Origin of the sequence: Flavobacterium azizsancarii (assembly GCF_027980145.1) — a bacterium.
GTDB classification, from domain to species: Bacteria; Bacteroidota; Bacteroidia; order Flavobacteriales; family Flavobacteriaceae; genus Flavobacterium; species Flavobacterium azizsancarii.
Genome location: NZ_JAMZNK010000066.1, coordinates 1 through 23,920, shown reverse-complemented (window position 1 = coordinate 23,920; position 23,920 = coordinate 1). Strand labels below are relative to the sequence as shown.

16 protein-coding genes are annotated in these 23,920 nt (G+C 35.1%); 11 read left to right on the top strand and 5 right to left on the bottom strand.

The features are described 5' to 3' along the window. Window positions 1–292: 292 nt before the first annotated feature. From NJT12_RS23175 to NJT12_RS23160, 4 genes are all read left to right on the top strand, one after another. Window positions 293–2,359, top strand: a complete 2,067-nt coding sequence (locus tag NJT12_RS23175) for a beta-N-acetylhexosaminidase (protein WP_271338487.1) — start codon at window positions 293–295, stop codon at window positions 2,357–2,359. 481 nt (window positions 2,360–2,840) lie between these two features. Continuing rightward, window positions 2,841–5,306, top strand: a complete 2,466-nt coding sequence (locus NJT12_RS23170; protein ID WP_271338486.1) for a glycosyl hydrolase family 18 protein — start codon at window positions 2,841–2,843, stop codon at window positions 5,304–5,306. 730 nt (window positions 5,307–6,036) lie between these two features. Beyond that, entirely contained in the window at window positions 6,037–6,819 is a 783-nt protein-coding gene (locus NJT12_RS23165; RefSeq protein WP_271338485.1) for a TlpA family protein disulfide reductase, read from the top strand. A gap of 225 nt (window positions 6,820–7,044) precedes the next feature. Further along, window positions 7,045–8,664 carry an ABC-F family ATP-binding cassette domain-containing protein gene (locus NJT12_RS23160; protein WP_271338484.1) on the top strand — a complete coding sequence of 540 codons (1,620 nt, stop codon included), beginning with the start codon at window positions 7,045–7,047 and terminating at the stop codon, window positions 8,662–8,664. Window positions 8,665–8,725: 61 nt separating this feature from the next. Here the strand turns inward: NJT12_RS23160 and NJT12_RS23155 are convergent, their stop codons facing one another. Further along, complete coding sequence (locus NJT12_RS23155) at window positions 8,726–8,902, bottom strand: hypothetical protein (RefSeq protein ID WP_271338483.1); 177 nt, start codon at window positions 8,900–8,902, stop codon at window positions 8,726–8,728. Window positions 8,903–9,307: 405 nt separating this feature from the next. Continuing rightward, window positions 9,308–10,177 carry a hypothetical protein gene (locus NJT12_RS23150; RefSeq protein WP_271338482.1) on the bottom strand — a complete coding sequence of 290 codons (870 nt, stop codon included), beginning with the start codon at window positions 10,175–10,177 and terminating at the stop codon, window positions 9,308–9,310. A gap of 216 nt (window positions 10,178–10,393) precedes the next feature. On the opposite strand from NJT12_RS23150, the gene pyrR reads away from it, so the two are divergent. The 7 genes from pyrR to NJT12_RS23115 all read left to right on the top strand — a co-directional run bounded on the left by pyrR (window position 10,394) and on the right by NJT12_RS23115 (window position 15,714). Continuing rightward, window positions 10,394–10,933 (top strand): bifunctional pyr operon transcriptional regulator/uracil phosphoribosyltransferase PyrR, encoded by a 540-nt coding sequence (gene pyrR, locus NJT12_RS23145; RefSeq protein ID WP_271338481.1) that lies wholly within the window; start codon window positions 10,394–10,396, stop codon window positions 10,931–10,933. Between the two features lie 91 nt (window positions 10,934–11,024). Beyond that, complete coding sequence (locus NJT12_RS23140; RefSeq protein ID WP_271338480.1) at window positions 11,025–11,666, top strand: DUF6891 domain-containing protein; 642 nt, start codon at window positions 11,025–11,027, stop codon at window positions 11,664–11,666. An 83-nt stretch (window positions 11,667–11,749) separates the two neighbouring features. After that, on the top strand, window positions 11,750–12,676 hold the full coding sequence (locus NJT12_RS23135) for an aspartate carbamoyltransferase catalytic subunit (RefSeq protein WP_029273654.1): 927 nt from the start codon (window positions 11,750–11,752) through the stop codon (window positions 12,674–12,676). Window positions 12,677–12,938: 262 nt separating this feature from the next. After that, on the top strand, window positions 12,939–13,271 hold the full coding sequence (locus NJT12_RS23130) for a ribonuclease Z (RefSeq protein WP_271338479.1): 333 nt from the start codon (window positions 12,939–12,941) through the stop codon (window positions 13,269–13,271). 122 nt (window positions 13,272–13,393) lie between these two features. Further along, entirely contained in the window at window positions 13,394–14,299 is a 906-nt protein-coding gene (locus tag NJT12_RS23125; RefSeq protein ID WP_271338478.1) for a ribonuclease Z, read from the top strand. A 95-nt stretch (window positions 14,300–14,394) separates the two neighbouring features. Continuing rightward, window positions 14,395–15,039, top strand: coding sequence for a pyridoxamine 5'-phosphate oxidase (gene pdxH, locus NJT12_RS23120; protein ID WP_271338477.1), 645 nt, complete (start codon window positions 14,395–14,397; stop codon window positions 15,037–15,039). A 219-nt stretch (window positions 15,040–15,258) separates the two neighbouring features. Next, the gene (locus NJT12_RS23115) at window positions 15,259–15,714 is read left to right on the top strand and encodes a CAP domain-containing protein (protein WP_271338476.1); all 456 of its coding nucleotides are present in this window, start codon (window positions 15,259–15,261) and stop codon (window positions 15,712–15,714) included. Between the two features lie 174 nt (window positions 15,715–15,888). Here the strand turns inward: NJT12_RS23115 and NJT12_RS23110 are convergent, their stop codons facing one another. The 3 genes from NJT12_RS23110 to NJT12_RS23100 all read right to left on the bottom strand — a co-directional run. Beyond that, window positions 15,889–17,826 (bottom strand): OmpA family protein, encoded by a 1,938-nt coding sequence (locus NJT12_RS23110; RefSeq protein ID WP_271338475.1) that lies wholly within the window; start codon window positions 17,824–17,826, stop codon window positions 15,889–15,891. A gap of 12 nt (window positions 17,827–17,838) precedes the next feature. After that, window positions 17,839–18,756 carry a PorP/SprF family type IX secretion system membrane protein gene (locus tag NJT12_RS23105; RefSeq protein WP_271338474.1) on the bottom strand — a complete coding sequence of 306 codons (918 nt, stop codon included), beginning with the start codon at window positions 18,754–18,756 and terminating at the stop codon, window positions 17,839–17,841. Between the two features lie 156 nt (window positions 18,757–18,912). Further along, window positions 18,913–23,920, bottom strand: a 5,008-nt coding sequence (locus NJT12_RS23100; protein WP_271338473.1) for an HYR-like domain-containing protein, incomplete at its 5' end; no start/stop codon positions are given.

The window sequence follows — 23,920 nt, the reverse complement described above, 5'->3', positions numbered from 1 at the left end:
GTTTCAAGGAAATGACTCCAGAGAATTCTGGGTGAGAGCCGAAGACCGTAACAAAAACACAGCAATTCTATACGATGATTTAGGATTGGCAGAATACGAAGCAATCGAAGCTTTTAAACGTTTTGATTACTAAAATTAAAATATAAGATTCGGGTGAGAGCGGATCACATTGCAAAATTCAGATTGATTTCGTTATGAGAGTGAGGATTCAATAGAAGTCATTCTGAATTTTGTTTCTTTTATCTATTTAATACTGTTATCTCAGGATAACATCTTTTCAAAAACAGTAAAAATGAAATATTTATTAGTCCTACTATTAGCAGGTGTAACATCTAGTGCTCAAATTAAAAAAGAGCAGTTAAATCTTATGCCCTGGCCTCAGAGCGTTGTTGTAAACGACGGAAATTTTGCTTTAAATAAAACTTTTAAAGTAAACATTACCGGAAATCCAAATCCTCGAATTTTTGATGGAGTAACTCGTTTTTTACGTCGCTTAGATGGTAGAACCGGTATGTTTTTCGAGCAGGGTTTTATTACAAAACTAAATGAAGTTCCTAATGCGACACTTCAGATCAACTGTACTAAAGCCGGAAAAATTGGTTTATATGAAGATGAAAGTTATCATCTGGATATCAAAGAAAACCAAATTACAATAAATGCAACCAGCGATTTAGGAGCACTTCACGGGCTTGAAACGTTATTGCAAATGTTGCAAAACACAAATAACTCATTTTATTTTCCAAACTCAAAAGTTTCAGATTTTCCAAGATTTACCTGGAGAGGTTTGATGATTGATGTTTCAAGGCATTTTCAGCCAATCGACGTAATCAAAAGAAATATTGATGCATTGGCGGCAGTGAAAATGAATGTTTTTCACTGGCATTTAGTAGATGATCAGGGGTGGAGAATCGAAATGAAAAAACATCGAAAACTAATTGATGTAGCTTCAGATGGAATGTATTACACACAAGAGGAAATTAAAAATATCGTAAAATATGCTGATGAGCGCGGTATTTTAGTAGTTCCTGAAATAGATGTTCCGGGTCACGGATCTGCGATACTTACGGCTTATCCTGAAATAGGAAGTAAAGTAACGAAATTGACAGGTGGAACTTCTGAAAAAAATATTGAAGGTACAGCGATTGCTACCTATGGAATTGAAAGAAATGCTGGTATTTTTTCGCCAACATTAGATCCTTCAAATCCTAAAACATATCAATTATTAAGTGAAATTTTTGATGAGGTTTGTCCATTATTCCCAGGGGCTTATTTTCATATCGGGGGAGATGAAAACGAAGGTAAAGACTGGGATTCAAACCCAAAAATTCAGGAATTCATGAAGAAGAATAAGTTAGCAACCAATCATGAATTGCAAACTTATTTTACAATGCAATTAGTACCAATGCTTAAAAAACATGGTAAACAATTAATGGGATGGGAAGAGATTTTGACAAAAAACATGTCTAAAGATGCTATCATTCATTCCTGGAGAGGTCCAAATGAAGGAGTTGTTGCAGGGCAGTCATTAGTAGATGCAGTAAAAAAAGGATATAAAACAGTTTTGTCAAACGGGTATTATATCGATTTAATGTATCCGGTTGCAAGTCATTATTTGAATGATCCTATGCCAAAAGGTGCAAACCTGACAACTGAAGAAAAAGCAAGAATATTAGGTGGCGAAGCTACTATGTGGACAGAACTTGTAACGCCTTTGACAATAGATTCAAGACTTTGGCCAAGAACAGCTGCAATTGCTGAAAGACTTTGGTCTGCAGAAGATATTACAGATGTTGCCAATATGCGTAAACGCCTTGATGTAGTTTCATTTAGGTTAGAAGAACTTGGTATTACACATATTCGTAATAAAGCAGTTATTTTAAGAAATATTTCAAACAATCAAAAAATCGATTTATTAGAAGAATTTTCAAATGTGTGTGAGCCATTAAAAGGGTATACACGTAATAAAGGCGGAACAGAATATCAAATGTATTCTCCATTTACACTTTTTGCAGATGTTTGTACGCCAGATGCTAAAGATGCTTTAGCTTTTGATGATGCTGTAACACAATATTTAGCCAATAAATCTCCGGAAAATAAAGCAAAAGTCGCAGCGTTTTTCAACAAGTGGATCGCTGTAAATAAAGGATTAACAGAGTTAAGTGCCAATGCACCTTTAATGCAGCCGCTTTTACCATTGTCTAAAAAATTAAATGATGCATCACAGGAATTGTTGCTTGTTTTAGATAATAAATCAACATTAAACGAAGATGCTCTAAAGAATTTAATCGAGCAATGTAATACAAAAGATCATGCAGATGTTGAATTATCAGTTTATGCAAGTCTTAAAAAATTAATTTAATGAATTTGGTCTGAGTTAGTATTTAGTAAGTTTTTGTTACCCTGATTAGTAATTTATTTATCTCTGCCAAATTTTTTTTGGTAGAGGTAAATATGGTAATGTAAATTGTATAAAATGCATTAAATCAAAAAGATAAAATATATAGCCAAAAAGAACTATTAACAATTAAAGCCAAATAATACAGAATAAAAATAAACATGACAAACAAGTAAAGTATTAAAATTGATGAATCCCAAATTTATCTATTCTTAACCTAATTTTTTGAAAAATTAAATAAATATCAATCAGTGCTATTCACTAGTGATTATGGAAGATCAGTAATAGTAATATTTATTTTTAGAAGTAATATGAATTAATTTCCAATGAGTTGTGATTTGTTTGCAATTTATCGAAAGCCAGTTATTGTATTTACATGCTTTTTTAGTACGTAAGGTATCGTGATTGGAATATTTATTTTCTATTAACCAATATTAATTTAATTATGAAACATTATTACAGATTGCTTTTTTTGTTATTGTTTTCCTTATTTGCGTTAGTACAGCCGGTTCATGGCAAAAACACAGTAGGGGATGACGCGCAATGGTCTATTAATACCCGGTATTTTAATATTCCCAGGGTAGATGAAAGTAAGTTGACGCATTTGAATTATTCTTTTTATGAGACAGTTTCTGATCGTGCTTTGGCTAACAAAACATTGGATTTGATGCAAAATTTGCCTGTTGCAAACCTAATTAGCGGAACTGTAAAAAGCGGTTCAACACCGGTTACGGGAGCGAAAGTAGAATTGATCGTGCCCTGGACAGATAATGCCCACGGATGGAAAAGTGTTATAGCGACAACAGATGCTCAGGGAAATTTTAGTTTTGATAATTCAGTTGTGGCGGGTTATACTACTATTTCAAGCCTGAAATTGAACGGCTGGCAGAATAATGACATTATTTATTCTCCAACGAATCTGGCCAATTTTGCAGTGCCAACAACACCGCAGGTTTACAATTTCAATTCAAATTCAGTTGCGCCACAAGTAACAATTACAAGCCCGTCTCTGGCAACTGTAGCCATTGCGCCAGGAACTGCTATTCAGCTCAAAGCAAATGCAAGTTTGACTTTTGCAGATCCTAGTGTAACTATTTCTTCGGTTGTATTTAACATCAACGGACAAAATATTACAGCAACACTTACAGGAACTGAATATGTAGCAAGTTGGACACCAGCTGCAGCAGATTTTAATAAAAATTACACCTTAAAAGCAAGTGCAACAGCTTCAAATAGTCTAACTGCCGAAAACACAAAAGCATTCTATTTGCAATGTTCAGGAACTTCCTGCCCAAATATAGTACCTGAAATTGCATGGATAACACCAGCAGCAACATCAATTAATCAGGCTTCAGGATTTCAGCCCGTTCCGGTTAGCGTAAATGTTACAGATTCAGACGGTACGATTGCAAGTGTTTCAATTAGTATCGACGGAATTTCTTTTCCTATGACAAAAGGAACCGGAAATGCATACAACTATACTTTTACACCAAATGCCTATAAAAATTATGCAATTATAGTAAAAGCAACAGATAATCTTGGCGGAATAAAAACATTCAATCAGACTATTAGTATTATTAGTTCCGCTTTTAATCCATTGCCTGCAAAAGTAATTGTGGGTTATGCCCATGGATGGGATAATGCCAGTGCGCCATTTTTGTATTTCAATCAAATGGGAGATAAGAAATTCAATGTTGTTGTTTACTCTTTTATCGAAACGCTTAACAGAGATGGTTATACGCCAATTTTGGTAGTAAACGAACCAAGGTATATGACAAATGGAGTTTTTAATCCTCAGTTATTAAAGAACGATATCAAATTTCTGAGAGACAAAGGGATTCCGGTTATTGTTTCTATCGGAGGGCAAAATGGTCACGTAGAATTGCAAACCGTAGCTCAAAAAAATACTTTCGTAAACGGGTTAAAAGCTATTGTAGACCAATACAGTTTTGATGGAGTAGATATTGATTTCGAAGGTGGATCAATGAATTTTGGAGCAGGAGCACTTAAGGATTTTTCTTATTCAGCGATTTCAGCCTATCCAAAATTAAAGAATATTGTAGATGCTTTCAAAGAACTAAAAGCAAGTTACGGAAGCGGATTTATCTTAACATCTGCACCGGAAACGTTTTATGTGCAAGTAGGATATTCTGTTTATTCAGATGGAGCAGGTTCATTCCTGCCCGTAATCCACAACTTACGTAACGAATTAGACCTTCTAATGGTGCAATTGTACAACACAGGATCTATAAGTGCTTTAGATAATGTAGCATATTCACAGGCGACACCGGACTTTTTAGTCTCTATGTCAGATATGTTGATGAAAGGATTCAACGTAGCTTCAACAGGATTTTATTTTCCTCCATTGCCACCTTCTAAAATCGTAATCGCGATTCCGGCTTGTGCAGGAGCAGCTCCGGCAGGAGGATATTTAACACCTGAGAAAGGAATTCAGGCATTCAATTATTTAAGATATGGTACAACTTTCTCAGGAAGAGCATACACATTAAAAGGCGGCCCATATCCTGATATGCGCGGAGTGATGACCTGGTCAATCAATTGGGATGCTGCTTGCGGTACAGGGTATCAGTTCTCGAATGCTTATGCGGCATATTTTAATTCGCAATCAGCAGCAAAAAAACTGCCATTAGACAATATAGAAGTCAATAGCGGAACTGTAGCTTATTTTAAGAATGACGCATTATCAGTTACAAATGAAACTCAGGATATCACTCAGGTTGAGGTATTCAACACGATAGGGCAACCATTAGTAAGTCATAAAAATATTCAGAATAATAAAGAAGTAGTGATTCACAATCAAAGTTTTTCGACGAAACAAATATTTATAGTGATAGTAACAGACAAAGCAGGAAATAAAAAGTCATTGAAAGTAATGAACTTTTTAAACTAAAGTTACAAGATGAAAAATTTAGAAATAGAAAAATTGGAACGGTTAAAATTGAGTTTGGTTATTTATTTTTTAATCTAATTTTTATTTCGATTAAATGCTTTGAATTTGGGTGATTTGTTATTTGGTTTTCACCCGTAGGAGAACATTATGAACCTGGCAACTGTATTGCCAGGTTTTTTTTATGGTTTGAATTAGAGTAAAAATAGGAATGATTTTTTTTAGGAGCTATTTCCTGCTATTCGTTTCAATCTTTTATGTTTTTAAAGAAAAAACATAAAAGGATTTCCACTTCTATCAGGGCTATGACATTAGGCTTGATAAGCACATTACTAATATTAACATCTGATTTGTCATCCTGAGTGGAGTCGAAGGCGTACCAATTGGAACGCTGGCTTCGACTCCGCTCAGCCTGACATAGATAAACAATAAAATTCACCCGAAAATGCGCTCCCATTAAAGCACAAACAAACCATAATCTTGTCATTTTAGACGCAGGAGACCTAGCGATAGCTAACAGACGCAGTAAATCACATACGCAAAATCGACATAGCTTTGCGAGGTTTCCAGTGTGATCCTTCCTGCGTCGGGATGACAAAAATGACAATAAAAAATCTGTTTAAATCCGCGTTTTTGCGATAGCGAATCCGTGTCATCCGTGTACCATTTTTTGCGACCAAAATTCATAATAATTTTAAGTACTTTTGAATCCCAATAATTCCATTCAAACTTCATGCAAAAAGCAATCAACATTATAATAGCCTTTTTAATTTTTACTTCAGGTTTCGCTCAATCAAATCATGAAACCCCAGAAGTTGATCCCATTCAAATTCAAAAAAACTTTGCAGATTGGTCAGCATACCAAAGCAAAAGCATAATGCTTTCAAGAGATTTTACAGCATTAGATTCAAATTCAAAAGAAATTTCAAAAGAATCTTTCTTAGATCAATTAGCAAACGGCAACTTCATCCCAATCCGATTAAAATCAGAAGATTCTAAATACTATTATAAACTATTCGAGATTCAGCCCAATTCAGATACAAGTATAAAAGCAACCATCAATCAGATTGGTTTTGACGCGCATAAGAATTTCGAAATGGAAGGAACAGCTTTCCCTAAATTCTCTTTCAAAGATTTAAACGGAAATCTAGTAACAAACGAATCCATTAAAGGAAAAATCATTGTTATAAAATGTTGGTACATTCACTGCACGCCATGCATAAGAGAATTTCCTCAGGTAAATAAATTAGCAGACGAATACAAAGACCGAAAAGACATACTATTTATAAGCCTCGCCGAAGATTCGCCAGAACAATTAAAAACATTTTTAGCCAAAAGACCTTTAAAATATTCGGTAATTCCAAGCATGAAAGTCTATATGAATGAAGCCTTACAACTCAATTCATTTCCAACACATTTTATACTGAACAAAGAAGGAATGATTGCTAAAGTGCTGCCTAATTTCGAAAGTTTAGAAGTGGCTTTGGCAAAAGAAAGCATATTGCAGTCGAATTAATCTCGCAAAGTCGCAAAGTTTTTATTAGGATTGTTTTTAAGTTTAGTTTTGAATAAGCTTTCGACTTCTATTTTGAGATTTATTGCCTTTAAAAATTTCTTTTCTTTGCGCCTTTGCGTCTTTGCGAGAAATTTTCTTCGCATGGTAAAAACTTAGAGCCTTTGCACCTTTGCAACTCTGAACCTTTTTCCGTACTTTTGCACGAAATTAATTAAAAAGACATTCATGTTAACAGTCAATAATTTATCAGTTCAATTTGGCAAACGAATTTTGTTTGACGAAGTAAATACCACATTCACACACGGAAATATTTATGGAGTTATTGGAGCCAATGGTGCTGGAAAATCTACTTTTCTAAAAATCATTTCAGGCGACATTGACCCAACTTCTGGCCACATTCATTTAGAACCGGGAAAGCGTATGTCAGTTTTAACCCAAAATCACAATTTGTTCGACGAGCATACGGTTTTGGAAACTGTTTTGATGGGAAATAAAGTTCTTTATGCTGTTAAAAAAGAAATGGATGAACTTTATTTAGACTACAACGACAAAAATGCAGACAGAATTGGAGAACTTCAGGTTCAGTTCGAAGAAATGAACGGTTGGAACGCAGATTCTGATGCTGCATCGATGTTGTCTAACTTAGGAATCAACGAAGAGCATCATTATACATTAATGGGCGATCTTGAGGGAAAAATTAAGGTTCGTGTGCTTTTGGCACAAGCTCTTTTTGGTAACCCGGATTTGCTTATTATGGATGAGCCTACCAATGATTTGGATTTTGAAACCATCTCATGGTTAGAAAATTTCTTAGCCAATTATGAAAATACAGTAATTGTAGTATCTCACGACCGTCACTTTTTAGATTCAGTTTGTACACATATCTCTGATATTGATTTTGGAAAAATAAATCACTATTCAGGAAACTATACGTTCTGGTACGAGTCTAGCCAATTAGCGGCAAAACAACGTGCACAGCAAAACAAAAAAGCCGAAGAAAAGAAACAGGAATTAGAAGAATTTATTCGTCGTTTTAGCGCGAACGTTGCCAAATCTAAACAAGCAACTTCTCGTAAAAAAATGATTTCTAAATTGAATATTTCAGATATTAAACCTTCAAGCCGTCGTTATCCAGCAATTATTTTTGATCAGGATCGTGAAGCAGGAGATCAGATTTTGAATGTAGAAAATTTAGAAGCTTCTGTAGATGGTGAACTTTTATTTAAAGGAGTTGATCTGAATATGGCAAAAGGCGATAAAATTGTTCTTTTCTCTAAAGATTCACGTGCTACAACAGCATTCTACGAAATTCTGAACAACCAGCAAAAAGCAGACGCAGGAACGTTTGATTGGGGAATTACAACCAATCAAGCTTATTTACCAGCTGAAAACCATTCTTTCTTCGAAAACGATTTGACATTGGTAGACTGGTTACGTCAATACGCAAAAACTGAAGAAGAGCGCGACGAAGTATTTATTAGAGGTTTCTTAGGGAAAATGATTTTCTCAGGAGAAGAAGCTTTAAAAACAAGCCGTGTATTATCAGGAGGAGAAAAAGTACGTTGTATGCTTTCGAGAATGATGATGGAACGTGCTAATATTTTAATGCTTGATGAACCAACGAATCACTTAGATTTAGAGTCGATTACAGCATTTAACAACTCGTTGAAAAACTTCAAAGGATCTGTAATTTTCACCACACATGATCATGAGTTTGCACAAACTGTTGGTAATAGAGTAGTAGAGTTGACACCAAACGGAGCAATCGATCGTTATATGACATTTGATGAATATCTTGACGATGAAAAAGTTCAGGAATTAAGAACAAAAATGTATGCTAAATAAAACATAGCTTTTAAATAGAAAAGAAATCCCGATCGTTTTACCGATCGGGATTTTTTTATGTTTATTTATTACCACCAAAAAGTTTAGCGAATATAAAGATGATTATCGCAATAATAAAGATGACGATAAAGATCCCGAATCCCATTCCGGCTTTAAAGATGTCTCCAATAGCCTCGCAACTTGTAAATGAAAATAGTATTACGAATACCATTAACAAACGTGTAATGTTCTTTTGCATGATTTTGCTGTTTTTAGTTGTTTTAAAAAGAATCTACTATTCTAATTATCGTAGAATAAAATTACTTCAAACATCAAAAAAAGGTGTTATATAATTTGGTTCAAAAGTTCTATGATTTTGACTAAACGACAAATTGAAAATATTAAGGATATTCGAAAAAAAGAGCCATAGGCTCCATCCATATTATAGGGCTGGATTTTAATCCAGTTTACAAGCATAAAAAAAGAAAAACATCAATATATTCCACGTTTAATTTACAGCGTATTTAATTTTGAATATGCACCACACAGTATAGCGTTGTCAAACTTTTTAGCCACGGAAAAGATTTCTGCGCTATCGTTGCGCTTAGACGATTGCTTGGGTTGGTATTTGTATACCTGGTAATCACGTTTGCGAGAACTGTTATTATGACTTAGTAGTATGTTTCTTTAGCCATAAAGTTGCTTCATTTGTATTTTCCCAAATGTATTTAGCAAATTCTGCATAATAGTTTGCCTCGTCTGCGCCGCCCCAACTATAATAGTCAGTGGTGTTAGTAATTGGTTTTTTAGACAGAAGTTTAGTTGCTACAAATTTATTTTGCTTAATTGCCTTTTGGAGTTGTTTATTAGTATTATCCGTTTCTCCTTCTGTTTTGAAAGCGAACAGGGCTCTGTTAAAAAGCGAAAATGTACCATCGTCATCTTTAAACATCGTAGCATATTTTTGGAATTTTTCATTCTCGTCAAGCAGAATAAAATAAAGTAAAAGTTGATCTCTTACTCCTTGGTTGTCATTTTCATTGAGTGCAATTATTTCTTCTGAAATTATTACGGCCTCTTTTGTTTTTCCAATTTTGTAAAGGCAAACAGAGTAGTGATATAGACAACGCATGAAAGGCCGGGTTTCATGGATGTACCAAAATTTCCCTTTATTTCTTTCAAAAAAAGTTTCATTAAAATTTTCCCGGCCTATTTTAATTCCTTTTTCAAAAAAAAGAATTGCAATTTCTTCAACATCTTCGATTGAACCGAGAAATTCATATGCCTCAATACAATTATTGTCAAGTTTTAAAGCTTTTTTTATATTTTGTCTAGCTTTAAAAGTTGGAAGATCGTAAGCTTCATAAACTAAGTTTTGTGCTTGTTCTTGTGAAGTTAATACTTCTTCCGGAAGTGATGGGATCTGCTGATCCATACTTTCCATAAACTTGCTTAGATCTTTTTCTGATTTGAAATCTTGTGAGTTTAAAAATCGATGTAAGTCGGTGATTAATTTATCATGATCTTTATTCATAGGTTAAAAGTAAAAAAGTATTGTTATGTTAAAATAGTTCATTAATTAAAAACAAAATGTAAAAATATTATTTTTTATAAAGTTACAATGTATAGTATGAAATTTATTTAAGCGATAAAAGTTTCTCCAAATCAAAAATAAATATTTCCCCACCCAACACCCCAACAAATAAATTCTGATTTCGTATATTTGCCCAACCAAACATTACACTTAATTATGAGTCAAAAAGTATTACTTAGTTCAAAAGAAGTTACTATTATACTCCATCGTTTGGCTTGTCAGTTAATCGAAAAACACCTTGATTTCTCGGATACTATTTTAGTTGGGATTCAGCCAAGAGGCGTTTTTTTAGCTGAACGTTTAAAACAAATATTAGAAAACGAATATCAGGTTCCTGAAATTTCTTTAGGATATCTGGACATCACTTTTTTTAGAGATGATTTTCGTCGTACTGATAAACCGCTGGAAGCCAATAAAACACAAATAAATTTTATAGTCGAAAACAAGAAAGTCATTTTTATCGATGATGTATTGTTTACCGGACGAAGCATACGTTCTGCTTTGACTGCAATTCAATCTTTTGGGCGACCATCAGAAATCGAATTGTTGGTGTTAATCGACAGACGTTTTAGCCGTAATTTACCTATTCAGCCCGATTATCGCGGCCGTCAGGTAGATGCAATTAATGACGAAAAAGTAAAAGTAAGCTGGAAAGAGAATGAAGGCGAAGATGCGGTTTACCTCATAACGAATTAGTTTAATCGGTTAATTGTTTAATCGCAAAAACGAGACAATTAAACAATCAAACAAATAAACGCTTAAACAATCAACGATTAAACAAAAAAACATGACAGAGAATGAAGTTTTTATTTATGAATCGATTTTTAATCAGGTCAGAATGGGATTTCTTTCACTTGATGAGATTCAGGAAAACATCTTAGAAGAAATTGAAGACAACGAATTTGCAGATGAAATCTCAGAAGAATGGGCTTTTGACAAAATAAGAGAAGAATACCAAAAATTAGTCGCAGAAAGTAAACAATGGAAAAGCCCAACAGATACTGAAAGGCTAATAAAAGCGTTTGATGAATTGGGTGATGAAAACATCGTCGCACTTCACAACGCAGGTTACACCACAACCGATGGTGAATATGAAGTGGTTGAGGTTGAAAGAGAACTGCAGGAAAACGAAGTAGAGTCTGATGGTTATTGTTTTTATCACGAACAAGATTTGGCGAGAGCAATTGCAATCGAAAATCCAAGTTTGTTTATCGCTTTTCAAAAAGTAGATAATTCTGATGATGCAACGACAATAGAAGTAGGGAAAGTAGTGGCTGAAGTTTTAATAAACAACGATTTTAAAATAATTTGGAATGGCTCTGCTAAAACTAAAATCGAAATTCCGGGTTTCAGATGGCAAAAGATTTTTGATGAAGATGCAAGAGATCTCCAGGATTACAGTGAAGTTGTAGACAGAATGGTTCAATAAGCAGCTTCTCTTTTTAGAAGCATTGAAAGACTGAGTGTTTCAGAAATTCATGAATTTGACAAATAAATATTAAAGAAATAAAAATGAAAGAATTAAGCGTAAATCATTTATTAGGAATAAAATACATCAATGAGAATGATATTAACCTGATTTTTGAAACTGCCGATCATTTTAAAGAAGTCATTAACAGACCTATTAAAAAAGTTCCTTCATTACGAGATATAACCATTGCCAATATTTTCTTTGAAAATAGTACCAGAACAAAACTTTCGTTCGAGTTGGCACAAAAACGATTATCTGCTGATGTTATCAGTTTTTCGGCAGCTCAGTCTTCGGTTAAAAAAGGAGAAACCCTGATCGATACAGTAAACAATATTCTTTCCATGAAAGTAGACATGGTTGTAATGCGCCACTCCAATCCCGGAGCGGCTTATTTTTTGTCCAAAAATGTCAAAGCCAGTATTGTAAACGCCGGAGACGGTGCACACGAACATCCTACTCAAGCTTTGCTTGACAGTTATTCAATAAGAGAAAAATTAGGTGATGTAGCCGGAAAAAAAGTAGTTATTGTAGGTGATATTCTGCATTCAAGAGTAGCCTTATCTAACATTTACGCTTTACAAATGCAAGGTGCCGAAGTAAAAGTTTGCGGACCAAAAACATTGATCCCAAGATATATCGAATCACTTGGTGTTACAGTTGAACCCAATCTAAGAAAAGCTTTGGAATGGTGCGACGTAGCCAATATGCTTCGTGTACAAAACGAACGTATGGATGTGAACTTCTTCCCATCAACACGTGAATACGCACAACAATACGGAGTCGATAAACCTTTATTAGATTCTCTTGGAAAAGAAATCGTCATCATGCACCCGGGACCAATCAACAGAGGAGTAGAGATCACTTCTGAAGTTGCAGATTCCGATCATTCAGTGATTTTGAATCAGGTAGAGAATGGTGTTGCAATCAGAATGGCGGTGATTTATTTATTGGCGTCTAAGATTCAGTAAGTTTAGTTTACAGTTTCGGTCTCAGTCTGCAGTGTCAATGACAGGCTTATAAACGGCTGTCACCCTGAGCGAAGTCGAAGGGCGCACCAATAGGAACGGGCTTCGACTTCGCTCAGCCTGACAAAATTGAGAATGAAAACTGAAAACAGCGACTGCGATTGAAAACTGAAATCACAAAGTTTAAAAAACTGAAAACTGACACTGCGACTGAAAACTAAAAAAATTGTACCTTAGCTTCTCAATAGCGCCTATAAATTAGAAGATGAAAGTAGATCAAAAAGGACATACCGTTACGATTAAAGATACACAGGGAGATTTTAATGCTTTTCTGGAAAAAGTAACGCAGCAATTTAAAACCTTTGAAAAACAAAATATTATAATCGATTTATCAGCAGATGCAGGTTTGACTGAAAAAGATTTGAAACTTTTTTTACCACTTGTAAAACAGCAAAAAAAAGCCAAAAAGTCGTTTGTAATTGTAGTCGCTGATCTTGACTTTAATGCTATTTCAGAAAAATTAATCGTGGTTCCGTCGGTTTTAGAGGCGCACGATATAATTGAAATGGATGAAATTGAAAGAGACCTCGGTTTTTAAAAAATGATCAATAGTTTAGCTGTTTAATCGGTTAGTCGTTCAGCTGTTTAATCAATTTGCGATTCAACCAAGTACCAATTTTACGATTACACAGTTAACCACATAAACGAATAAACATAAAATTGAAACTTACCATACTTGGCTGTTATGCCGCAACTCCCAGAACTATTACCAACCCAACTTCGCAGGTTTTAGAAATCAAGAACAGATTATTTTTAATTGATTGTGGCGAAGGAACTCAGGTACAATTGCGTAAAAACAAGATTAAATTTTCAAAAATTAATCACATTTTTATTTCGCATTTGCACGGTGATCACTTTTTTGGACTAATTGGAACCATCTCGACTTTTGCACTTTTAGGACGTACTACGGATCTTCATATTTATGGTCCAAAAGGAGTAAAGGAAATCATTAATTTACAACTTAGATTATCCAATTCCTGGACGACTTATGAGTTGTTCTTTCATGAATTAGAATCAAAAGAAAGCGAAGTTATTTTTGAAGATAACAGAGTAATTGTAAAAACTATTCCGTTAAAACATCGTGTATATACGAACGGATTTTTATTTCAGGAAAAACCCGGAGAAAGAAAACTGAATGTTGATGCAGTTCAGCAATATGATATTCATACTGCTTATTATCAAAAAATAAAGAATGGCGGAGATGTTACGCTTGACGACGGAACTGTAATTGAAAATGAGAAATTATCTTTTGATCCAATTCCAGCAATGAGTTATGCATTTTGTTCTGATACTGTTTATCATGAAGACATTTTACCGATTATAAAAGATGTTGACGTGTTGTATCATGAATCAACTTTTTTAGAATCAGAAGCTCCTCTGGCTTTTAAAACATTGCATTCAACAGCCAAAGAAGCAGCCAGAATTGCATTGAAAGCAAATGCAAAACAATTGGTTCTGGGACATTATTCTACAAGATATGATGGTATTGAACGCTTTAAAGAAGAAGCCGAAGAAATCTTTCCAAATGTACTTTTAGGAGACGACGGAAGAAGTTTTGAGTTTTAATCTCAGTTTCTATACGGAGGCTTTGGAACTAAGTTTTCGAAAAAGTTAGACTCAACAATCTAAAATCTAAAATCAACAATCTAAAATTAGCAATCATGAATGATTTAAGCAATTATAGAAAATCTTACGAGAAAAGTGAATTACTGGAAGCTAATATTCCAGAAGATCCTATTAATCTTTTTAACCGATGGTTTCATGAGGTAGAAGATTTTGGTGTAAAAGGAGAAGTAAATGCCATGACCGTTTCGACCATTGGATTGGACAGTTTCCCAAAATCAAGAGTAGTTTTATTAAAGAAATTTTCTGAAGAAGGTTTTATTTTCTATACCAATTATGATTCAGAGAAAGGAAAAGCAATCGCTGCAAATCCGCACGTTTGTTTGTCTTTCTTTTGGCAGGAAATGGAACGTCAGGTGATTATAAAAGGTATTGCACAAAAAACATCTGAGAATATTTCTGATGGATATTTTGATTCTCGTCCTGATGGAAGTAAGTTGGGCGCAATTGTTTCGCATCAGAGCGAAGTGATTCCTTCAAGGACTTTCCTGGAAGATAATTTGAAGAAATTAGAAAAAGAATTTGAAGGAAAGCCAATCCCGAGACCTGCAAATTGGGGCGGCTATTTAGTAACTCCATTAGAGGTAGAATTTTGGCAGGGAAGACCAAATAGGTTGCACGACAGGATTCGTTATCAAAGTCAATCTGATTTCTCCTGGAAGACTGAACGACTTTCTTCTTAGTTTGTAGGATTTTTATATTTAATAATTGAATAATTATGTATTTCGTCGATTAATTTTGCAGTTTGCCGATAAATTGAATATGTTTGAATAAGAAAAACAAGACAATTTATTTAAAAATATAATTTAAGGAATTTGCCCCAACATTTACTTTAATTTTAACTGCTATTGATTATGAAAAAGATTATGTGTGCCATGATGTTCGTTGTAATATTTATTACAATGAACTCATGCTCTGCAGATAGTGCCGAGGGAAGCAATAATAGTACTACTACTGAAGCTCTGATAACAAACTACTCCTATAATGATTCAGAGTTAGAAACCATGAAACTTATTAATGACTATCGTTTAAGTATTGGTTTGAATGCATTAGAAAAAATAAATCATATTTCGTTTAAATGTGAAGAGCATAATAAATACATGATTGCAAATAATGTTGTTGATCATAATGATTTTACCTCACGTTCTAATAATATTGTTAGTGTTTTAGGAGCTAAAAAAGTAGGCGAAAATGTAGCTTATAATTATAAAACTTCTGAAGCAGCTGTTAGAGCATGGTTAGATAGCCCTGGACATAAAGAAAATATCGAGGGAGATTTTACTCATTTTGGTTTGTCAGTAACAACTGATCCAAAAACAGGAAAAAAATACTATACGAATATATTTGCTAAAATTTAAAATATTATTGGACTGGTTGGTTTTTAGTGGTCGTTGTAAATCTATGATTTGCAACGACTTTTTTTATTAGAAAAAATCCCAAAATAAAAATTCCAAATTTCAATAATGTATGCATTTACATTATTGAAATTTGGAATTAAATAATATTGGAATTTAATTAATAACATTAGATTTTTAAAGTCCTGTAATAATAAATTCGCTTCTTCTGTTCATTTGGTGTTCTTCTTCAGTACATTGTACTCCGTCAGAACAACCGTTTACAAGTTGAGTTTCTCCATATCCTTTTCCTGTTAATCGGTTTTTGGCCACACCGTTTTTGATCAGCCATGCAATCGTCGATTTTGCTCTTCGGTCTGATAAAGCCTGATTGTACTGATTTGTAGCCCTGCTATCGGTATGGGAACGGATATCGAGTTTCATCGTTGGATTGTTGTTTAATACATCAAGGATTTTCTCCAGGTCGAGTGCTGCTTCGGTTCTTATGTTTGATTTATCCAAATCGAAATAAATCATTTTGATGCCAAAACATTTTCCCAGATCATCCCCAATGGTCACCTTGCAGGTTGATTTTTCCAGAGCAATAGGAAGACTTGTTTTTCCGGTTAGTTTTCCAATAGTCACGCTGACTTCTTTGGTTGTGTACTCTTGTTTCTCGGCCCTAACGTTATAGGTTTTCCCACATTCAACAGCAAAAGTATAGTAGCCGCCTGCATCAGCAATTGAGGTATTTTTGAGGATTGTACCTTCGTATAAAGTAACTTTTGTTCCCGCCAGAATTGCGCCCGTATTAAGATCTGTAATAATGCCTTCTAATGTCTGAACACATTGCAGTTTTCTGGTTTCCAAAAATTTGTAGATATCATCAGAACCCTGACCCCCATCTTTATTAGAGCTGAAATAACCTCTTCGCGAAGCCGGATCTATGATATAGGCAAAATCATCTTTGGGAGAATTCACATCGGCTCCCACGTTCTGAATATTGCTGATGGTTCCGTTGTCCTCAATTTTACCCACAAATACATCAAGTCCCCCAAGTCCGGGATGTCCGTCTGATGCAAAATAAATTTCGTTTTCGCTTGTGACATATGGAAATGTTTCCTTGCCTTCGGTATTGATGGTATTGCCTAGATTCTCAGGAGTACCATAACCTCCGTTATTATTGATGCTGACTTTATAAATATCAGATTGTCCTAACGTTCCGGGCATATCAGATGCAAAATACAAGGTCTTTTCATCCGGACTCAGGGCAGGATGCGCCGTGCTGTAATTATCACTATCGAAAGGAAGCTCTGTAATGTTGGTCCATTTGCCGTTTTCCTGGGTCGCCTTGTATATTTTGACTAAAGTAATTTTGTTTTCATCTTTTCCTTTTTTGCCGTTTACATAATTGTTTCGGGTAAAATAAACTGTTTTTCCGTCTTTGGTAAAAGCCGGTGAAGCTTCATGGAATTTGGTATTGATCGAAGTTTTGAACTTGTTTACCTTTGAGGCTGTGCCTGTTGCAGGATCTACATCTGCAAAATACAAATTGGTAAAATATTCATTGGTCCATTTGTGTTTGCGCTGCGAGAAGTTTCCGGTATCCCTGGCCGAGGCAAAGTATACCTTGTTGTCGTATACAAAGGATCCGTAATCGGAATACTTGGAGTTAATTCCGGCATCTTCAATTTTATAACGTCCTGAATTGGCTTTGATCTGATCCAGGTAATTGACATCTTCTTTGTATAATTTTCCCCTGTTGTCATTTTTGAATTTGGCATTGAACTCTGCTAGAATTTTGTTGGCCTTATCGGTTTGTCCTGTTGATTTCAACGATTGCGCATATCGGTAGTAATACTCCGGTTCCACACTTGTATTCATGGCAAACAATTCTGTGTACCATTTTGCAGCACCGTCAAAGTCGGAATTAAAGTAATAGGAATTTCCGAGTTTTTTAAACATGTCTTCGGATTTGTATCCTTTCTCAGCTACACGCTCATAGGTTTTTATGGCATCGATATAAGCATAGTTGGCATATTTTTTATCACCGGCCGCTACTTTGGATTGTTGGGCATAACTGTCAAATGAAAAAACAATTATAAGGGTCAGGCAAAGGAATATATAATTTTTCATAGTCATTTATTTTTAGAAGAAACGTGGTGTTGTCATTTTACCGTTGTTTTTGAAGAATTCATAACGCAGGAATATCTCATGTGATCCTGAGTTATAATTTTGCAGTCTGGTGGTTTCACGGTCGTAACCGTAACCTATGTACAAACCATCTGTGACCTGAAAGCCTACCATCGCACTTACCGCGGCGCTCCATCTGTAAGCTGCACCTACAACAAATTTATCGATGAACATAAAGTTGGCCGAGATATCGACCTGAAGTGGTGCCCCTTCGACCATTTTACCCAATACAGCAGGTTTGAACTTGACGTATTGGTATTTATCAAGATCAAATACATATCCTGCAATTAAATAATAATTGATTTTATCTTTATAAATGGCCACATCATTATCATCATACCGATTGGTTTCAATAAAATTAGGAACTGATAATCCGATGTAGGCTTTATCAGAATGCCAGTAAACCCCGGCTCCAATATTAGGCTTGAAGACATTATCGAGATTCTGGAATTGTGGATCTCCCTGATCGGCAGGATTTAATTTACTCACATCGAGGTTGAATAAATTACCTGTGGCTTTTATACCAAAGGAAAGTTTAAAATCTGCCGATGTCTGAACGGTATACGAAAGATCAACCGAAAGATTGTTCTCATTGGTAGGACCAATTTTATCATTGATTAATGAGATACCAACTCCCAGATTACTGTTGTTAATTGGGCTGTTAACCGAGAAACTGCTGGTCTCGGGAGCTCCGTCGAGTCCAACCCATTGGGTACGATATAAACCAAAAATACTCAAAGCCCCTCGCGATCCTGCATAAGCCGGATTTATGGTTATGGTGTTGTACATGTATTGCGTGAATTGTGCATCTTGCTGTGCATAACTGGCAATGGTTACAAACATAATGACGAAGAAAAATAATTTTGTTCTCATAGTAGATTATTTTTATTATTACTATTGATTTTTTCTATTAATTAAAATCCTAAAAAAAGTCAATTCATTTGTATATTCAAAAATAAGGATTTTTTCTATTAATTATTTGTAAATATATTTTTATGTATTTGTTATACAGTGATTTATTGATTCTTGTTATTTTGATATATATAAATATCCATCTTTCTTGTTGTTCTGAAGTACATTATTTCCATCTAATGATTTATAATTAATAATGTAGAAATAAGTTCCCGTTGGCAGTCCGTCAGATTGCTTAACAGTTGTTCTGCCTCTTGATGTTCCGTCGAAAGCGTTGGAGGTATTATTATAATTATCAGTTTCAAAAACCAATATTCCCCAACGATTATATATTTCTACATTGTTTTCAGGATAACAAGTTGTATCATCAATATTATCTATTTTGAAAAAATCATTTATTCCGTCGCCATTAGGAGAGAAAGCATTGTTTACCACAACATTTCCGCAGGCTAATACTTTACAGTCATCATTTACTTCCATACTAAGTACAATACTTCTAGAACAATTTTGATCAGCGATTCTATATTCAAAAGTATAACTACCAAGCGCTAAGCCCAATGCATTAAAAGTGTTTCCTTGTATGGTATTGCTATTAGTAGAATCAACCCAAACTCCTGTTGTTGGTGTGTTCTCCGGTAACAGTTTAAGTAAGTCAATAAGGGTTGAATCATCATTACAAGCTTTGCTGACAATATTTATTATTCCATTTGGAACGACAGTTATTGTAATAGTCGCTGTAGAACAATTTCCTGAATTTAATTTGTCGCAAATCTGATAACTATAAGTGTAAGTTCCTGCTGGAGTTAAACCCGATACATTTACATTTCCTAAAGCATCAAAAGTGATGTTCGGATTTGTTTTTGTTCCGTTATTAGTTTCATTTAATAATGTAAAGTTTACCAATTCTAACGACGCTTTGGTGATACCTTTAAAGTCATTGATCAAAACGTTTCCTACTAACCCAAATGTATTACAGCCAATATTATTATAAACATCATTTACAGCAAGTACGGGAGTAGGAGGTGCAGGATCGACAATAGTAATAGTTACAGTTGCAGTATCACAGTTTGAAGTCTCATCAGCCTCACAAATTTGATATACTAATGTCAAAATACCGGTTGGTGCATTTGGTAAAACATTTACTGAACCACCAGGATTAAGTTGTAAAAACTCATTAGGTGTTACTGTTTTTATAATAACATCAGAAGCAGTTACAACAACGCCTTCAAGTGTGTCATTTACCAATACATTTAAAACACTTGATGTTGTAGTAGTCGATCTGGCAATTGGACCACCAGTATCATCGTTAGCAACAATATCAGAATATGTTTTACAATTAACTCCAAAGTCTGCATCTAGATGTACTAAATCTTCAGGTGTTATTGTTACAATATATCCGCTTGCGCCTCCGGTAGTACTACAAACAGTATGCTTTTGTATTTTATTGGTTATTTTTTTGCCTGTAATTGTTGGAAGAACTTTTACCAAACCTGTAGCTCCTAAGGCCGAAGCAACAGCATCCAGATTAGCATCTTTTACTAATTTAATAGTATAATCTCCATAGGGATTAGCAGTATCTGGTCTGTCTCTCCAGTATCCGGTAAGACCTACAATTACTTCTTCGTGATATCCGTTAGGACCATCAATAATAACATTAGAACTCAGAGCATTTCCGAAACCACCGGCATTTAATTCACCTACATTCGAGGGTCCCGTGTAGCTTCCATCCCCATTTAAGTCAATCCATTCCCATTGGCTGTAATCAATAGCTCCATTGCTGTCAGGAATGTTTTTGGTTACAACACCGTCATTATTGGCATCGTACCATTCATCCTGTACTCCGTTTCCATTCGTATCATACCAAACATAATCACCTAAAACAGGAAGATTTGATTTTTCGTATTCAAAATTATGTTGTTGAATTTTACAGTCTTCCAGTGTTGTAAAGAATAAACTTGAATCTACAGGATACAATTGATATGCACTATTAAGATTAGCATCCTGAACTTGTACTACATAACTTCCGGCAGACATACCTGAGAAATTATAAAGCCCATCAGCACCAGTTATACGTAATAAAACAGGACCGGTAGTAGTACCTTGAGGAATCAAAGTAACGGGTACATTTGCAATTGGTGTATTAGTATCTTTGTTGATTATTTGCCCGGATATTTTAACGGTATAACTTGGTTGAGTAATTACAACCGTTGAAGTCGCTGAACAAGTTTCGTTTCCGGCATTTACCGATGATGTTGCTGTAAGTGTATAGGTTCCTGCCGGTAAATTTGAATTACTGACAACTTCATTGTTTTCATTTCTAATAATTACAGTAGATCCAGGACTATTAGTAACTAAGATCAAACCATCTTTTCCTCCAAAACAAGTTACATTAGAAACAACACCTGTTACTGAAACTTTATTTTCGACAGTAAACGTTTGTTTTAGTTCCGTTTTATTTCCGGCACAATCTGTTAAAGTATAAGTTCTGGTTAATATATATGCATTCCCATCGCAACCATTTCCTCCATTATTAGAATCGCTTACTGTGATGTTTACAGTAGTGCTGCAATTATCAAGAGCATCTTTTATATCATTTGGACTACCAGCCGGAATCGCAGCAATACTTTGCAAATTAGCAATATCAGACGGAGTTGTTCCTGTAGGGGCAGTCGTGTCTCTAACGGTTACAATTTGAGTGTAAGATGTTGTATTTCCACCACAATCACTAGTAGTCCATTTGCGTGTTAAAGTATAATTAGAAGCACACTCGTTTACGATATTGCTTTTAGTTTCTGTGAAAACAATTGGTAAATTACCATTGCAATTATCAGAAGCCTCCATATTTGCAGGTTCAGGAACAGCATCACAAGAAACTGTAATGTCAGAAGGAAGATCACCAATAAATGTTGGAGCAGAAGTATCTTGTATCGTAATCACTTGCGTGAAAGTATCAGAAATATTTCCGCAATCGTCTTTAACAGTCCATGTGTTGGTATAAGTTCCTGCATTCGAACAATCAGCCGAAGCGACAAACAAACCACTTATTTTAGTGATATCCGAAACATCACTATCACATAAATCAGAAGCTGTTGGGAATAATGCTTGCGCCGAAATTAAAGCCGTTGCATCGCTGCATTCAATAGTTTTATTTAAAGAAGCGATTTCAGTTGACCATGTTGGAGCAGTAGTATCTTGTATCGTAATCACTTGCGTGAAAATATCAGAAATATTTCCGCAATCGTCTTTAGCAGTCCATGTGTTGGTGTAAGTTCCAGCATTCGAACAACCAGCAGAGGCTACAAACAAACCACTTATTTTAGTGATATTCGAAACATCAGCATCACATAAATCAGAAGCCGTTGGTAACAATGCTTGCGCCGAAATTAAGGCTGCAGCATCACTGCATTCTATAGTTTTGTTTAAAGAAGCAATTTCAGTTGACCATGTTGGAGCAGAAGTATCTTGTATCGTAATCACTTGCGTGAAAATATCAGAAATATTTCCGCAATCGTCTTTAGCAGTCCATGTGTTGGTGTAAGTTCCAGCGTTCGAACAATCAGCCGAAGCTACAAACAAACCACTTATTTTAGTGATATCCGAAACATCGGTATCACATAAATCGGAAGCTGTTGGTGATAATGCTTGCGCCGAAAGTAAAGCCGCTACATCGCTGCATTCTATAGTTTTGTTTAAAGAAGTAACAGTAGTTGACCAAGTTGGAGCAGAAGTATCTTGTATCGTAATCACTTGTGTGAAAGTATCAGAAATATTTCCGCAATCGTCTTTAGCAGTCCATGTGTTGGTATAAGTTCCTGCATTCGAACAATCAGCCGAAGCTACAAACAAACCACTTACTTTAGTGATATTCGAAACATCACTATCACATAAATCAGAAGCTGTTGGGAATAATGCTTGCGCCGAAATTAAAGCCGTTGCATCGCTGCATTCAATAGTTTTATTTAAAGAAGCAACTTCAGTTGACCATGTTGGAGCAGAAGTATCTTGTATCGTAATCACTTGCGTGAAAGTATCAGAAATATTTCCGCAATCGTCTTTAGCAGTCCATGTGTTAGTGTAAGTTCCTGCATTCGAACAATCAGCCGAAGCTACAAACAAACCACTTATTTTAGTGATATTCGAAACATCAGCATCACATAAATCAGAAGCTGTTGGTGATAATGCTTGCGCCGAGATTAAGGCTGCTGCATCGCTGCATTCAATAGTTTTATTTAAAGAAGCGATTTCAGTTGACCATGTTGGAGCAGTAGTATCTTGTATCGTAATCACTTGTGTGAAAGTATCAGAAATATTTCCGCAATCGTCTTTAGCAGTCCATGTGTTGGTGTAAATTCCAGCATTCGAACAACCAGCAGAGGCTACAAACAAACCACTTATTTTAGTGATATTCGAAACATCAACATCACATAAATCAGAAGCCGTTGGTAACAATGCTTGCGCCGAAATTAAGGCTGCAGCATCACTGCATTCTATAGTTTTGTTTAAAGAAGCAACTTCAGTTGACCATGTTGGAGCAGAAGTATCTTGTATCGTAATCACTTGCGTGAAAATATCAGAAATATTTCCGCAATCGTCTTTAGCAGTCCATGTGTTGGTGTAAGTTCCAGCGTTCGAACAATCAGCCGAAGCTACAAACAAACCACTTATTTTAGTGATATCCGAAACATCAGTATCACATAAATCGGAAGCTGTTGGTGATAATGCTTGCGCCGAAAGTAAAGCCGCTACATCGCTGCATTCTATAGTTTTGTTTAAAGAAGTAACAGTAGTTGACCAAGTTGGAGCAGAAGTATCTTGTATCGTAATCACTTGTGTGAAAGTATCAGAAATATTTCCACAATCGTCTTTAACAGTCCATGTGTTAGTGTAAGTTCCTGCATTCGAACAATCAGCCGAAGCGATAAACAAACCACTTATTTTAGTGATATCCGAAACATCACTATCACATAAATCAGAAGCTGTTGGTGATAATGCTTGAGCCGAAATTAAGGCTGCAGCATCACTACATTGTAAGGTAGTGTTCAAAGCCGTTGCAGCAGTTGTCCATGTTGGAGCTGTATTATCCTGAATGGTGATTACCTGAGTAAATACTGTAGAAGTATTCAAA